This window comes from Terrabacter carboxydivorans, from assembly GCF_039532035.1.
GTDB lineage: Bacteria > Actinomycetota > Actinomycetes > Actinomycetales > Dermatophilaceae > Terrabacter > Terrabacter carboxydivorans.
Window position 1 is genome coordinate 1 of sequence record NZ_BAAARE010000003.1, and the last position, 13865, is coordinate 13865.

Annotated in this window: 16 protein-coding genes; 4 read left to right on the forward strand and 12 right to left on the reverse strand. The window is 72.5% G+C overall.

Annotated elements, in window-relative coordinates:
* Nucleotides 1–129 precede the first annotated feature (129 nt).
* Nucleotides 130–375: an integrase core domain-containing protein gene (locus tag ABD297_RS03780; RefSeq protein ID WP_344253121.1), complete on the forward strand. Its 246-nt coding sequence runs from the start codon at nt 130–132 to the stop codon at nt 373–375.
* Nucleotides 376–395: 20 nt separating this feature from the next.
* Here ABD297_RS03780 and ABD297_RS03785 read toward each other — a convergent pair whose 3' ends face one another.
* The 3 genes from ABD297_RS03785 to ABD297_RS03795 form a co-directional block, all read right to left on the reverse strand.
* On the reverse strand, nt 396–716 hold the full coding sequence (locus ABD297_RS03785; protein ID WP_344253123.1) for a hypothetical protein: 321 nt from the start codon (nt 714–716) through the stop codon (nt 396–398).
* Nucleotides 717–938: 222 nt separating this feature from the next.
* Nucleotides 939–2333, reverse strand: a complete 1395-nt coding sequence (locus ABD297_RS03790) for a glutamate mutase L (RefSeq protein ID WP_344253126.1) — start codon at nt 2331–2333, stop codon at nt 939–941.
* Nucleotides 2334–2354: 21 nt separating this feature from the next.
* Complete coding sequence (locus ABD297_RS03795) at nt 2355–3533, reverse strand: cystathionine gamma-synthase (RefSeq protein ID WP_344253128.1); 1179 nt, start codon at nt 3531–3533, stop codon at nt 2355–2357.
* A gap of 79 nt (nt 3534–3612) precedes the next feature.
* Here ABD297_RS03795 and ABD297_RS03800 point away from each other — a divergent pair, with 79 nt between their 5' ends.
* Entirely contained in the window at nt 3613–4326 is a 714-nt protein-coding gene (locus tag ABD297_RS03800) for an SGNH/GDSL hydrolase family protein (protein WP_344253130.1), read from the forward strand.
* A gap of 40 nt (nt 4327–4366) precedes the next feature.
* Here the strand turns inward: ABD297_RS03800 and ABD297_RS03805 are convergent, their stop codons facing one another.
* The 9 genes from ABD297_RS03805 to ABD297_RS03845 form a co-directional block, all read right to left on the reverse strand.
* The gene (locus tag ABD297_RS03805; RefSeq protein ID WP_344253132.1) at nt 4367–5158 is read right to left on the reverse strand and encodes an amino acid ABC transporter ATP-binding protein; all 792 of its coding nucleotides are present in this window, start codon (nt 5156–5158) and stop codon (nt 4367–4369) included.
* Entirely contained in the window at nt 5155–5823 is a 669-nt protein-coding gene (locus tag ABD297_RS03810; RefSeq protein ID WP_344253134.1) for an amino acid ABC transporter permease, read from the reverse strand. Before ABD297_RS03810 ends, ABD297_RS03805 begins: the two co-directional genes overlap by 4 nt.
* Entirely contained in the window at nt 5820–6635 is an 816-nt protein-coding gene (locus ABD297_RS03815; RefSeq protein WP_344253135.1) for an amino acid ABC transporter substrate-binding protein, read from the reverse strand. The genes ABD297_RS03810 and ABD297_RS03815 overlap by 4 nt, the downstream gene beginning before the upstream one ends.
* A gap of 199 nt (nt 6636–6834) precedes the next feature.
* On the reverse strand, nt 6835–7332 hold the full coding sequence (locus tag ABD297_RS03820) for a DUF4825 domain-containing protein (RefSeq protein ID WP_344253137.1): 498 nt from the start codon (nt 7330–7332) through the stop codon (nt 6835–6837).
* Nucleotides 7333–7452: 120 nt separating this feature from the next.
* Nucleotides 7453–8073, reverse strand: a complete 621-nt coding sequence (locus ABD297_RS03825; RefSeq protein WP_344253139.1) for a response regulator — start codon at nt 8071–8073, stop codon at nt 7453–7455.
* Nucleotides 8070–9623 (reverse strand): sensor histidine kinase, encoded by a 1554-nt coding sequence (locus tag ABD297_RS03830; protein WP_344253141.1) that lies wholly within the window; start codon nt 9621–9623, stop codon nt 8070–8072. The genes ABD297_RS03825 and ABD297_RS03830 overlap by 4 nt, the downstream gene beginning before the upstream one ends.
* Nucleotides 9624–9691: 68 nt before the next feature.
* A complete protein-coding gene (locus tag ABD297_RS03835) occupies nt 9692–10177 on the reverse strand; it encodes a hypothetical protein (protein WP_344253143.1) in 486 nt (161 codons plus the stop codon).
* A gap of 166 nt (nt 10178–10343) precedes the next feature.
* Entirely contained in the window at nt 10344–11345 is a 1002-nt protein-coding gene (locus tag ABD297_RS03840) for a GNAT family N-acetyltransferase (RefSeq protein ID WP_344253145.1), read from the reverse strand.
* Nucleotides 11346–11347: 2 nt separating this feature from the next.
* Nucleotides 11348–12370, reverse strand: a complete 1023-nt coding sequence (locus ABD297_RS03845; RefSeq protein ID WP_344253147.1) for a GNAT family N-acetyltransferase — start codon at nt 12368–12370, stop codon at nt 11348–11350.
* A 152-nt stretch (nt 12371–12522) separates the two neighbouring features.
* Here ABD297_RS03845 and msrA point away from each other — a divergent pair, with 152 nt between their 5' ends.
* Complete coding sequence (gene msrA, locus ABD297_RS03850; protein WP_344253149.1) at nt 12523–13227, forward strand: peptide-methionine (S)-S-oxide reductase MsrA; 705 nt, start codon at nt 12523–12525, stop codon at nt 13225–13227.
* Between the two features lie 172 nt (nt 13228–13399).
* On the forward strand, nt 13400–13804 hold the full coding sequence (locus tag ABD297_RS03855; protein ID WP_344253151.1) for a hypothetical protein: 405 nt from the start codon (nt 13400–13402) through the stop codon (nt 13802–13804).
* Nucleotides 13805–13865 lie beyond the last annotated feature (61 nt).

Genomic DNA, 13865 nt, shown 5'->3' on the forward strand with positions numbered 1-13865 from the left:
CCGGCTGCACTCCTGGTGCGGCGACGTTCCCCCGGCCGAGTACGAGGAGCAGTACTACCGTCAGAACACCGACACGGACACCGCCGAGTCGGCACAACCCAGCCTCCACTAAACCCGGAGCGGTTCAAGGTGAGGCTGTCCGTCGGTCGGACCGGGATTTGTTACGACAACGCCCAGCAGGAGAGCTTCTGGTCCACGCTCAAGACCGAGTTCTACACCCGTCACGTGTTCGCCACCCACGCCGAGGCCATCCGTGAGGTGTCCTGCTGGATCGAGACCGTGTACAACCGTCGCCGACGCCACTCCGCGCTCGGCCAGATCAGCCCGGTAGCGTTCGAACACCGGATCACCACGGCGGCCGCAGAAGCCGCTTAACCGATGTCCACGAAACGGGGTCAACCCCACCGCCGGATGCGGTTGGCTTCCGTGCGCGTGACGATGTGGATATGCGGATCCTCCTCCAAGGCGAACGGGAGCGGGATCCCGAGGAGTCGCGCAGCGGTTGCATGGGCAAAGGCGAAGTCGCCGGACGACGCAGCCGCGAACGCGGTCGCCCGCTCCAGCAACGTTGTCGGCACGTCTTTGGTGCGCACGCCAGGCGTGGGCGTCCAGAGGTCGCCCGCCCGCAGGCGAGACGGCGTCACTCCTCGTGCGAGCGCCTCCGTCGTGCGGAAGGGACGCAAGAGCAGGTCGGGTGGTAGCACCTGGGATTGCATGCACCCGACGGTCTGCGCACGAGGGAGTTTCGGCTAGGCCCTCCCGCGGCACTGTGGGGCACGGGCCGAGCGAGCCAGGGGGTGTGGACGACGTGGAGTCACTTGCGATTCTTGGCCTGTCGACAGTCAGGCACCCGCGAACTTTGGCCCTTCGACGGGTGAGGACCCGCGAACTCTGGCCCTTCGACGGGTGAGGACCCGCGAACTTTGGCCTTTCGACGGTTAGAGGGTGATGGCGCGGGCGAGGGTTCGGGCTAGTTCGTTGCCGTTGCCGTTGTTGCGGTCGTCGTCTTGGGCGCTCGGCTCGCTGGAGTTGGGCTCAGTGGCGAGGAGGCCTGCGACGAAGAGGAGGTATGCCGTGTCGACCGTCGCGCGGGCAGACCGCGGCACCTTCCAGCCACCGGCGTGGTCGGCGAGGACCGCGCCGAGCACGTGGTCGCGACCGGCAGCGCCGGCGTGGCGTAGCACTCCCCCGGAGCCGACGAGGGACACGACATTGGCGAGCGGGCGGGCCGACTCGGTCGGCTGGGCCGGGCGGGCGTGCCGGCGGACCGCGACGAGCGCTGCCAGCCGGGCCATCTCGAGGTCGAGGGCGCCCTCGACGTCGTCGACGGGGAGCGAGCCCGGCCGCTCGTGGACGCGAGCGGCATACGCCTTCAGCGCGCCTGGGTCTGGCACCGAGGCGAGCAGGTGCTCGGACTCCGCGGCCTCGAGGACGTGCTCGGCGTTCCAGCGCATGCCCAGGTCGCCCTCGACGGTGCGGGCGTGCCAGAGCGGGGCCACGACGTCCTTGCGCAGGCCGGAGTCCTCGCCCTCCGGGGACAGGCACGAGTAGACGTCGGTCGTGGCCCCGCCGACGTCGACGACGAGCACGTCGCCGTCGGTGACGGAGGCCAGCACCTCGACACCGCGCAGCACGACGTCGGGTGTCGCCGCCTCGACCATCGCCGCGAACGCCGGGTCGCGCGAGAGTCCCTTGCCGCCGATGACGTGGCGCAGGAAGGCGTGCCGGATCGCGGCCCGCGCGGACTCGGGCGCGATGACGCCGATCTGCGGGAGGACGTTGTCGGCGAGCAGGGTCGGTCGCCCCGACTCCGCCAGCACCGCGGCCGCTTCGGCGCGTGCCTCGATGTTGCCGGCCACGACGACGGGGACGGCGTGCGCCCCGTGGCCGCCGATGGCGGCCTTCGCGAGGCGAGCAGCGTTGTGCAGCAGCACGTTGCTGTTGCCGCCGTCGGTGCCGCCGACGAGCAGGATGATGTCCGGGCGGGCAGCCCGCACGCCGGCGCCGCCCGCCGTCGTCAGCTCGCCGGCCGCGACGCGCACGACCTTGGCCCCGGCCGACAGCCCGACACGGTGCCCGGCCTGGGCCGTGACGGTGCGTTCGTAGCCGACGACCGCGAGACGCAGCCCACCGCCCGCGCTCGAGCAGGCCCGGACGACGGCGTCTTCCGGGACCGCGAGCGTCGCGCGCAGCGCCCGGTAGCCGTCGAGGATGTCGCCGTGCCCCTGCGTGCCGGTCGTCGGCGTCGACGCCGTGCCTAGCACGGCGCCGTCTTCGGCGATCAGGGCGCCCTTGGTGTAGGTCGACCCGAAGTCGACGGCGAGGATCGTCATGGGCAGCCGGAGCCAGGGACCTCAGCCGTGGATGTCGAGCGCCTCGCGCAGGTCGGCGATGAGGTCGTCGACGTCCTCGATGCCGACCGACAGCCGGATGAGGTCCGACGGCACCTCGAGCTCGGTGCCTGCGACGCTGGCATGCGTCATGCGGCCCGGGTGCTCGATGAGCGACTCGACGCCGCCGAGGGACTCGCCGAGGGTCCAGAGGCTGACGGCGGCGCACGTCTTCACCGCGGCGTCCTCGCCGCGGCGCAGGCGGAAGCTGACCATGCCGCCGAAGCGCTTCATCTGCCGGGCGGCGACGTCGTGGTTGTGGTGCCCGGGCAGGCCCGGATAGAGCACCTGCGAGACGCCGTCGTGGCCCTCGAGGAACTCGACGACCTTTTCGGCGTTGTCGCAGTGGCGCTCCATGCGGATGGCGAGCGTCTTGAGCCCACGCAGTGTCAGCCACGAGTCGAACGGCCCGGCGACACCGCCGATGCTGTTCTGGTGGAAGGCGATCCGCTCCTCCGCGTCCTCGTAGCCGGGCACCGTGATGGTCTTCGCCGTGACGACGGCGCCACCGACGACGTCGCTGTGCCCACCGGAGTACTTCGTCGTCGAGTGCGTGACGATGTCGGCGCCGAGCGCGAGGGGGCTCTGCAGGTAGGCGGTGGCGAAGGTGTTGTCGACGACGAGCACCGCACCGGCCTCGTGGGCGACACCGGCGATGGCCTCGATGTCGGCGACACCGAGCAGCGGGTTGGTCGGCGTCTCGACCCAGACCATCTTGGTCTGCCCGGGACGGATGGCGGCGCGGACGGCCTCGACGTCGCCCATGTTCGCGATGGAGTGCTCGATGCCCTGCGGCTTGGCCACCTTGTTGAAGTAGCGGTACGTGCCGCCGTAGGCGTCGTTGGGCACGACGACGTGGTCGCCGGGGACGAGCAGCGCACGGGCAACGGTGTCCTGGCCGGCGAGCCCCGAGGCGAAGGCGAAGCCGCGGCTGCCACCCTCGAGCGCCGCGATGCACTCCTCGAGCGCGTTGCGGGTCGGGTTGGCCGACCGGCTGTACTCGTAGCCGTTGCGGAACCCGCCGATGCCGTCCTGCTTGTAGGTCGACACCTGGTAGATCGGGGGCACCACCGCACCGGTGAGCTCGTCGGCCTCCTGGCCGGCGTGGATGGCGCGTGTGGAGAATCCGTGCTCGTCAGACATGGGTCCGAGCCTATGCCCTGCGACGCCGCGGCCCCCACGCCCCGGCGCCCCGCCGAGGGTCGTCTGAGATGCTGTCGTCGTGGCCCCGGAGTTCGTCTACAGCAACCGCAGCGTGCGCCCCCGCGGGCCCGTGCTCTCGGCGCTGTCGGCCACCTTCCCGGGCATCCGCGCGGTCCAGGAGCAGGTGCTTCCGTATGCCGTGTGGTGGGAGTCCCACAACCGCGTGGCCGCGAGTGGGGACGGCCCCCTGTGGGTGGCGCTCGGTGACTCGATGACGCAGGGCATCGGCGCGAGCGCCCCGGACCGCGGCTGGGTCGGACAGCTGAGCGGGCGTCTCGCCGCGCGGGGCTGGGAGCACCGCCTGGTCAACCTCGGGGTCAACGGCGCCCGTGTCGAGGACGTGCTCGACCGCCAGATGGCAGCCCTCGAGCTCCTCACGGACGGCGGCGTCCCCGCAGCGCTCGTCACGGTGGTCATCGGCTCCAACGACGTCGTGGTGCGCCGGCACCGGCGCGGCCTCGTCACGCGCTTCGGCGAGCTGCTCGACCGGCTGCCCGACGGCGCCCTCGTCTCCAACCTGCCCAACCCGCACCGCGAGGCGCGTGCCGTCGACGCGATGCTGCGCGAGCGGGCCGACGCGGGACGCCTCGTCCTCGTCGACATGAGACGGGACGGGCCGCGCTCGTGGCGCGGGCGGCTCGCCTCGGACAAGTTCCACCCGAACGACCGCGGCTACGCCGACATGGCGACCGTCGTGGAGCGCGCCGTGGACCGGGCCGACCTGCTCACCTGAGGCCGGCGGACGGCATACGCCCTCGGTGCGTCGGCGCAGTTCAGTCGAGGGGGTCGAGGATCCGGTGGAGGAACTGCTTGGCGCGCTCGGTGCGCGGGCGGGTCAGCACCTCGTCAGGGGTGCCTCGCTCGACGATGACGCCACCGTCCATGAAGAGCACCTGGTCGGCGACCTGCTGGGCGAAGCGGATCTCGTGGGTGACCACGACCATCGTCCAACCCTGTGCCGCAAGGTCTTTCATGACGAGGAGCACCTCGCCGACGAGCTCGGGGTCGAGAGCGGAGGTCGGCTCGTCGAAGAGCATCAGCTTGGGGCGGACCGCGAGCGCACGGGCGATGCCGACGCGCTGCTGCTGCCCGCCAGAGAGCTGGAACGGGAAGGCGTCGGCCTTCTCCTCGAGCCCGACGAGGCGCAGCAGCTCGCGCGCCTCACCCTCGACCGCCGCACGGTCACGTCGCTGGGCGAGCACCGGTCCGGCGGTGACGTTCCCGAGGACGGTGAGGTGCGGGAAGAGGTGGTGGGCCTGGAAGACCATGCCGCTCTGGGCACGCAGGGTCGCGACCTGGCGCTTCGTCACGGGGCGCTGGGCGAAGTCGACCTCCACGTCCCCGATCCGGACGATGCCGGAGTCGGCCACGTCGAGGGCGTTGAGGGAGCGCAGGACCGTGGTCTTGCCCGAGCCGGAGGGCCCGATGAGCACGGTGACGCTGCCGGGCGCGACGTCGAAGTCGATCGAGCGCAGCACCTCGTGGTCGCCGAAGGACTTCGCGAGGCCGGACACCGACACGAGCGGGTCGGACTGCGCGGCAGGGGTTCTCGTGGGTTCGGTCATGCTGCGACGTACCTGTTCTGTCGTTCCTCGAGCCGGGACTGCCCGAAGGACAGCGCCAGGCACACGACCCAGTAGTAGACGGCGGCGACCCCGTAGAGCGCGAAGAACTGGAAGGTCGGCGCGGCGGCCTCCTGCGCGACGCGCAGCAGCTCGGTGACCTGGATGGTCGAGGCCAGCGAGGTGTCCTTGACGAGGGAGATGAGGGTGTTGGACAGCGGCGGGATCGCCGTGCGTGCGGCCTGGGGCAGGACGACCCGCCGCAGGGTCGTGACGTAGCCCATGCCGACCGTCGAGGCCGCCTCCCACTGCCCCTTGGGGACCGACAGGATCGCCGAGCGGATGACCTCTGCGGCGTAGCCACCGACGTTGAGCGTGAAGGCGAGGACGGCCGCCGGGAAGGGGTCGAAGCGCACCCCCATCGAGGGCAGCCCGTAGAAGATGATGAAGAGCTGCAGCAGCAGGGGCGTGCCGCGGATGACCGAGATGTAGAGCCGCGCCAGCCCGGAGACCGCGCGCACCGACGACAGCCGCATGAGGGCGACGCCGAGCGCGAGCACGAGCCCCAGCACGAAGCTGATCAGGGTCAGCGGGATCGTCGACGTCACCGTGGCGCGCAGCAGCGGCCCCAGCGAGTCGAGGATCAGCGAGACGGTCTGGTCGTTCACGACGTGGCGGAGGCGGCCGGCTGCTTCGTGACGTCGCTCGAGAAGTACTTCTCCGAGATCTTGGCCAGGGTGCCGTCGGCCTCGAGGTCGGCCAGGGCCTTGTCGATGGCGGCGACGAGGTCGGAGCCCTTGCGCGTGGCGACGACCTGCTCGGACACGTCACCGGTCTTGGCGGCGATCTTGACGGACTGGTCGCCGGTGGACTTGAGGTACTCGAGCACGGCGAGGCTGTCGTTGACGGTGGCGTCGACGCGCGACTGCTTGAGCAGCGTGATGGCCTGCGTGAAGCCCTCGACCGACTCGACCTGGGCCCCGGCGTCCTTGGCGACCTTGGTCCAGTTGCTCGTCAGGCTCTGGGCCGACTTCTTGCCCTTGAGACCGGCGAGCGAGGTGATCGACGAGTCGTCGGCGCGCGTCGCGACGACACCCTCGGACCACGTGTAGGTCGAGCTGAGGCCGTAGAGGCCGGCGCGCTCGGGGTTCTTCGTCACCTGGTTGACGACGACGTCGAAGCGGTTCGCGGCGAGGCCGGCGAAGATGGAGTCCCACGGCGTCTCGACGTACTCGACCTTGACGCCGAGCTTTCCGGCGACGGCCTTGGCGACCTCGACGTCGTAGCCGGTCAGGGCGTTCGTCTTGGGGTCGTGGAACGAGAAGGGCGAGTAGGTGCCCTCGGTGCCGACCTTGAGCACGCCGGCGTCCTTGACCGCCTGCAGGTCCGACCCGCCGCTCGAGCCGGTGGTGCTGCACGCGGCGAGGACGGCGGTCAGAAGGGTGGCGAACAGGACGGTGAGGACGGACCTCGAACGCATGGTGGGGCTTCCTGGTGGATCGGACGGGGTGCGGGGACGGACGTCAACCTATAAGCCCGTCTTGGGATGGGCATAATCGGGACGACGCCCATCGCGTGCCAACCACCGCCCTGGCGCCGGCATTCCCGCCCCCGTGTGTCGCACGCCGAGGAAGACGACCGAGCCGGCCGAGCCGGCCGAGCCGGCCGAGCCGGCCCAGTCAGTCCTCGAGCGAGCGCAGGTAGCGGTCGAGGGCGGCACGGTCGGTGCCGAGCGTCTTGACGTCGTGGCCGAGGGCCTCGCTCGCCTCCTGTGCCGTCAGCGAGTAGGTCTGGCCGGCGGCGGTGACGTGCACCGCGTCGAGGTTGGTCACCGTGCCGAGCAGCAGCGTCGCCGGCGCCCGGAAGTCGGTCGTCCCGAACGGCTTGGCGGGGTCGGTGAGGGCGACCGTCACGGCATACGGCTTGCTCGTCGTCCACAGCGAGAGGGTGAAGCTGCCCGCGGGCCCGAACCCCGCGTCGCCCACGAGCGCGATGACCTTGGAGTTGTCGCCGACGTATGCCGTCCGGTGGGCCCACAGCGCCTGCGCGCGGGCGTCGACCCCGATCGTCGCCGACGGGTCCGTTCCCCCTCCTTCGGGCGGGGAGGTGGTGCAGCCGGTCAGCGCGACGGCGCCGAGCAGGAGAGCACCGAGGGTGCGGCGGACGGTGCTGGCCATGTGGACCACGGGCGGGCTCCCTTCGGGCGGCGCCGGGCCGGCGCGCTGCAGAGCACGGACGCGAGGTGCCGTCCCCCGGTTCCGCCGGACGGCCGCGTCGGCCGCGACGGCCGCGCCGGGTCAGCCGATCCCGTGGTCGCGGGCCCAGAGCGCGGCCGAGGTGCGGTCACCGACCCCGATCTGGCGGAAGACGTTGCCGAGGTGCACCTTGACGGTGCGCTCGCTGATGCCGAGGGCGCGGGCGATCTGCTTGTTCGCCTGCCCACGCGCGACGTGCGCGAGCACCTCACGCTCGCGGTCGCTCAGCGCGGGACCGGACGGACGCCGGTCGGCCGACGGCAGCAGGGCGCGTGCCACGCGGGGGTCGAGCGGGGCGTGCCCCGCAGCAGCCGCTCGCACGGCGTCGAGGACGTCACCGGGCTCGCTGTCCTTGAGCAGGTAGCCGATGGCCCCGGCGTCGACGGCGTCGCGCACCCGGTCGGCCTCCGCGAAGGACGTGAGGACGACCACCGGCGGCGTGGCACCGGCGGCCCGGAGCCGTCGGATCGCCTCGATGCCGTCCACGCCCGGCATGGACAGGTCCATGAGGACGACGTCGGGAGCGACCTCACCGACGACCGCCACGGCCTCGGCCCCGTCACCCGCCTCCCCGACGACGCGGAGGTCGCCGCTCGCGTCGATGATGGTGCGCAGACCGGCGCGCACGAGCCGGTGGTCGTCCACGACGACGACGGTCGTCATCGGTCCTCCTCGACCGGTAGTGCCAGCTGCCACTGCGTGCCGCGGCCCGGTGCCGACCGGACCCTCAGGACGGCCCCGACGTCGGTCGCGAGGTCGGCGAGCACGCGGACGCCGAAGTGTCCCTCCACCCGGGGCAGCCGGGCCGGGTCGAAGCCCACGCCGTCGTCCGTGACGCTCAGCACGACGGGGCGACGGGGGTCTCCCCGGTCCGCGCTGCCGGTGGCCCAAGGGGCGTCGGAGCAGGCGGTGTCGAGCCCGTCACCCGTGGCACCCGTGGCACCCGCGGCGCCCGCGTCACGCGCGTCGCGCGCTTCGACCGCGTCGGCGGCCGCGAGCCGGATGACGACGTGCCGGGCGTCCGCGTGGCGCACGACGTTGCGCAGGCACTCGCGGGCCACCCGGTGGGCCACCTGCTGGGCCGCCTCGCCGAGGCGCGCGGCCTGCGTCTCGTCGACGTCGACCACGACGTCGATGCCGCGTCCGGCGAGGGGGCGAGCGAGGTCGGCGACGGCCGCCGCGAGCCCGGCGTCGGCGAGCCGCTCGGGGTAGATGTCGACGAGGAGCGAGCGCAGGCTCGCGACGCTGGCACGCACGGTCGAGGCAGCCTCCGTGATGGTCGCCGCGAGACGAGGGCGCCCGTCCGACCGGGCCGACTCGGCAGCGCCGCTGACGGCGAACGAGCTCGCGACGAGGTCCTGGACCGGCCCGTCGTGCAGGTCCGCCGCGATCCGCCGCCGCTCGCGCGCCGACGCCTCGACCGACGCCCGCAGCACCGACTCGCGCTGCGCCTGGGCGGCGCCGAGCCGGTCGAGCAGCCGCCAGATGATCGGGGCCATGAGGACGAGCAGGAGCAGCAGGCTGCTCGCGAGCACCCCGGCGAGGCCGCGCCAGAGGTCGAACGCCCGTGCGCTCACCGGCTCGTAGTCGCCGTAGACCTCGAAGAGCAGCTCGGCACCCGACGGCGTCCAGACAGGGCGGTAGACCTCGAGCAGCTTGCCGCCGTAGCGCTCGAACTCGTTCTCCGAGCTGGCCAGGTCAGAGACCTCGGCGCGGGTCCGGGGCTGCGCGAGCGTCGCCCGCTGCTCGTCGCCCAGGGTGAACTGCTGCCCGACGAGCCGGGTCTCGTCGGCGTAGACGACGCGGCCGTCCGGCGCCCACAGCTTGACCCGGACGATGCCGTTGGGCAGCACCCGCTCGCGCACCACCCGGTCGAGCGCGTCGTAGGCCGCGGCGTCACCGGTGAGCAGGGCATCCTGCAGGACGGGCTGGACCACTGCGAGCGCGAGCAGGTTCGTCGTGTGGGCCGCGTCGTTGACGGCCTCGCGCTCGGCGAGCCGGCTCGCCGCGAACGACGCGCCCACGACGACGGCGACGAACACCGCGAGTGCCGCGATCCCGAGCTGCACCACCGTGCGGCGGCGGCTCGGCAGCGGTCGCACGGGTGCCGGCGTGACGCCGTCGGCGAGCGTCCACCACGGGGGGAGGTCGGGGAGGTCGTGGTGGTCACGCCCGCCGACGGCGCGCGGCGCCTCCGGTGGCTGGGGGTCCACCGGGTGCGCCGCCGTCACAGGCACCGGGACCGTGTCCGTGGTGCCTGTGCGGTCGGGGCGCCGGCTGCTCAGTGGTCGTCCCCACCCGAGTCGTCGGAGCCGTGGCCACCCGACGAGTGCGAGCCGGAGTCGTCGGAGCCGGAGTGCCGTGATGCCGAGTCGTCGCCCCCCGAGCGCGACGACCCCGACGACCCCGACGCTGAAGAGCCCGAGCCCGAGCCCGAGCCCGAGCTCGAGGAGCCCGAGCGCGACACCCCCGAGGACGTCGATCCCGTCGAGACCATCCGGCCGCCGTGGTCGTCGCCAGCCTCGGTGCGCGAGGCGCGCGGACGGTCACCACCGTGGTCGTCGCCGACCTCGGTGGTGCGGGAGGGCAGGGGCGTGGCCACCGGCGTGCCCGTGTGGGGGTCGTCGTCGCCGGCCTCGGGGACGACCTGGGCGGACGCGGGCACGCGGGCAGGGACGCTCTGGGCGAAGGAGCTGTTGCCGACGAGGCCGAGGGTGGCCGGCACGAGCGCGGCGACCGCGGCGGCGGCGATGGTGAGGCGTCTCATGTGAGTGGACCTTTCACGGTGCGGTGGGCGGGTCAGCGGGTGCTGTGGGTCCACCGTGCGGCCTCGGGGCGGGCAGGCACCATCGGGCTTTGGTCCTAGTACCTGTCCCCCATGACGTCCCGGCGCCGCCGGCGGTTCACCGCGACGCCACCCGTGACGAGACCGCTCAGAGCTCCTTGGCCCACTCCCGCGTCCACCCGGTGACGACGAAACCCAGCCGCTCGTTGATGGCGACCATGTGGGTGTTCGTGTCGGCATTCCACGTGCGGACCGTCGTCACGTCGGGTCGTTCGCGCTGCAGGGCGCGCAGGTTGGCGAGCTTGACCGCGAGACCGAGCGCGTGACCACGGTGCTCGTGCAGGACGAGCGTGTCGGCCTGGATGGCGAGGTCGGGCTGGCCGGGCCGGACCGTCAGGTCGGTGAAGGCGACGAGCCGCCCCGACGGCACGTGCCGGGCGACGGACTCGACCGACCAGATCGGGCTCGGGGTGTTCCACTGCTGCCTGACCCGCTCGGCGTCCCAGTCCTCCTCGTCGAGGTCGATGTCGCCCGACGGCGCGTCGGTGCTCATCCGTCGGGCGAGCAGGGCTCGGTCCTCCAGCCACTCCTCCGGGAGCCCGTCCACCGCCGTCTCGATGACGTATGCCGTGTCGTCGGTTCCCGGGTCGAGCGCGGTCAGCGCCGCGTCGTCGACAGGCAGCGCGAGGTCCTGGCGGAGGTCGAGGAGAGTCTGCCGGTAGCCGGTCGCCGACGCGAATCCCGTTGCGGCGTCACCCTGCTCGACCGGAGCGCCGCTGTGCTCGTGGATGCGGGTGCACCCGTCGTCACGCAGCGACTGCTCGCAGTGGGCGAGCAGCAGCGAGCCGATCCCCTGCCGCTGGTGGTCGGGGTGGACCGAGAGCCACACCCCGGCCGTGTCGACGTTCTCGCGGGTGCGGCGGATGGTCTGCGCCGCGGCGACGGGCACCTCGACGCCGTCGACCCCGGGCCGCAGGACGACGAAGGTGCGCCGCACCTCGTGACGGCGTGGCCCGACGTCGAGGATCTCCTCGATGGACGTGCGCTGGGTGCCCTCGCCCCACACGGCGCGGTTCGCCGCATGGTGCACCTCGAGCCACGCCTCACTGGCCGAGTCGCCGACGGCGAGCTCGATCTCCTTGACCTGCATGCTCATTCGCCTGCCACCGTGACCTTCTGCCACTCCCGGCTGTAGCCGTCGACGGTGTAGCCGAGCTGCCGGTTGACCGCGAGCATGTGCTCGTTGGAGGCGGCGTTCCACGTGCGCACGGCGCGGACGCCCGGCAGCTCGTCCATGACGCGCAGGGCGTTGGCCGCCTTGAGGCGCAGCCCGAGCCCGTGACCGCGGTGCTCGCTGAGCACGAGGGTGTCCTGCTGGTAGCCGAGGTCCGGCTCACCGGCCGAGACCCCGACCGTCGTGAAGCCGACGAGCCGTCCACTGGGCAGGTGCCGGGCCGCCGTCTCGACGGCGCGCCGGCCGGAGGCGCGGGCCCGTGCGAGGCCGGCCCGCAGGCGCTCGACGTCCCAGTCCTCCTCCTCGAGGTCGAGGTCGTCGGAGGGCGCGTCGGTGCTCATCCGCTGCTGCAGGAGCGAGCGGTCCTCGAGCCACGCCTCCGGCATGTCGTCCACCCACGACTCGAGGCGGTAGTCCTCGGCACCCGGTGCGGCGACGAGCGCCTCGAGGGCGGCACGGTCGGCCGGCAGCGGCTGCTCGCTGCGCAGCACGGTCTGACCCACGACGTAGCCGCGCGCCGCGGCGAACGCCTCGGAGGCGTCGGACCTGCCCTCGGCCCACTCGGTCTCGACGAGCAGGGTGCTCCGCACGTGCTCGGCCGCGATGCGCTCGGCCTCGGCGACGAGCGCGGACCCCACCCCGCGCCCGCGCACGGACGGCTCGACCGACAGCCAGAGCAGGGCGCTGCGCAGGTTGTCGCGCAGCGGCAGGTGAACCTCGAGCGCCCCGACCACCTCGCCGCCCGACCACGCCGCCCGGGCGACCCGCTTCTTGTCGGCCCCGCGGACGAAGCCCTGCACCTCCTCGAGGGTCCAGGCACTCCCCCGGTCGCCGAAGATGTCGCGCTGGACGGCCGCGTGCACCCTGATCCAGCCGCGGGCCGCCGGCTCCTGGCTCGGGTCCAGCAGGTCGAGGGGCCTGATCTCGAGGTCGTCGCTCACGGGCCAGAGTCTGTCGGCCGGGCCACCGCGGTGGCGAGCGATTTGTCCGGGACCGTCGGCACACGGCATACGCGAGCGGTCAGGCATACGGGAGCGGGCGCGGACGTTACAGGGACGTAAGACGCTCCCGGCAGCAAGGATGTGACACTGGCATGGTGTTCGGATTCGGTAGGAAGTCCCAGATGCCCAGCCGCGAGGAGGCCCTCTCGGGTCGCGCGGAACGACCCTTCGCCGTGAACCCCACCCACGTCGTGCTCGGCACGCCGATCGAGGGCCCGTGGCCCGACGGCTCCGAGGTGCTCTACGTCGCGATGGGGTGCTTCTGGGGGGTCGAGCGGATCTTCTGGAAGCAGGACGGCGTCGTCTCGACCGCGGCCGGCTACATGGGCGGCTACACGCCCAACCCGACCTACGAGGAGACGTGCACCGGCCTCACCGGGCACGCCGAGACGGTCCGCGTCGTCTACGACCCCACCCGCACGAGCCCGGAGCTGCTGCTCAAGGCGTTCTGGGAGAACCACGACCCGACGACGGCGAACCGACAGGGCAACGACATCGGCACCGCCTACCGGTCGGCCATCTACTGGACGACCGAGGGGCAGCGGCTCGCAGCCGAGGCCACGAAGGAGGCGTTCCAGAAGGTGCTCGGCGGCTTCGGCTACGGGCAGATCTCGACCGAGATCCGCTCCGCCGACGACGCCGGCCCCTTCTACCTCGCCGAGGACTACCACCAGGGCTACCTGCACAAGAACCCCGGCGGCTACTGCAACCACGGGCCCAACGGCATGACGTGCCCCGTCGGGATCGTGCGCCAGGACCAGCTGCCCGCGCAGCAGGACATCGCGCCTCCCGCCTGAGCCCCGTTTCACGACACGGACGCGTCCACCCCGACCGGGGTGGACGCGTCCCGTCCGTCCGGGCGAGGGAACCCGCTGCGGGGGCGTCACGTCGACGGTCAGGCCGCACGATCCACCACAACGACCACGACCACGGGCCCCGACCCCAACCCACGAACCAGGAGCCCCCCGCATGAGCAACGAGCTGCGACGGCTGAAGCAGGACGAAGCCGTGACCGCCGCGCACGACGAGGCGGTGGCCCGCGGCGAGAAGCGGGTGCTGCGCAAGACCACGACCGGCGAGCTGCACAGCTACCCCGCTGACGAGATCGGCTTCACCCCGGGCAGCGGTCAGGCCCAGGTGCGCACGTGGTGGGGCATGGCGGTCCTCGCTGTCGTGATGGCCCTGCTCACGGTGGGGTCCGTGGTGGGGATGTTCCTCCTCCCCATCTCCCGGGGGGAGGGTCCCCAGTGGGTCGGGCTGGTCCTCGTCGTGATGGGCGGGCTCTTCAGCTGGTATGCCGTGGGGCTGGCCCGCGACGAGTACCGCGCCAAGCAGGTGCGCCAGGAGCGCGGCTCCCCCGAGCCCGGCTCCTGAGCGACCCGAGACCCCTGGACCACGCGACACGGACGCCCCACCCGATCCCGGGTGGGGCGTC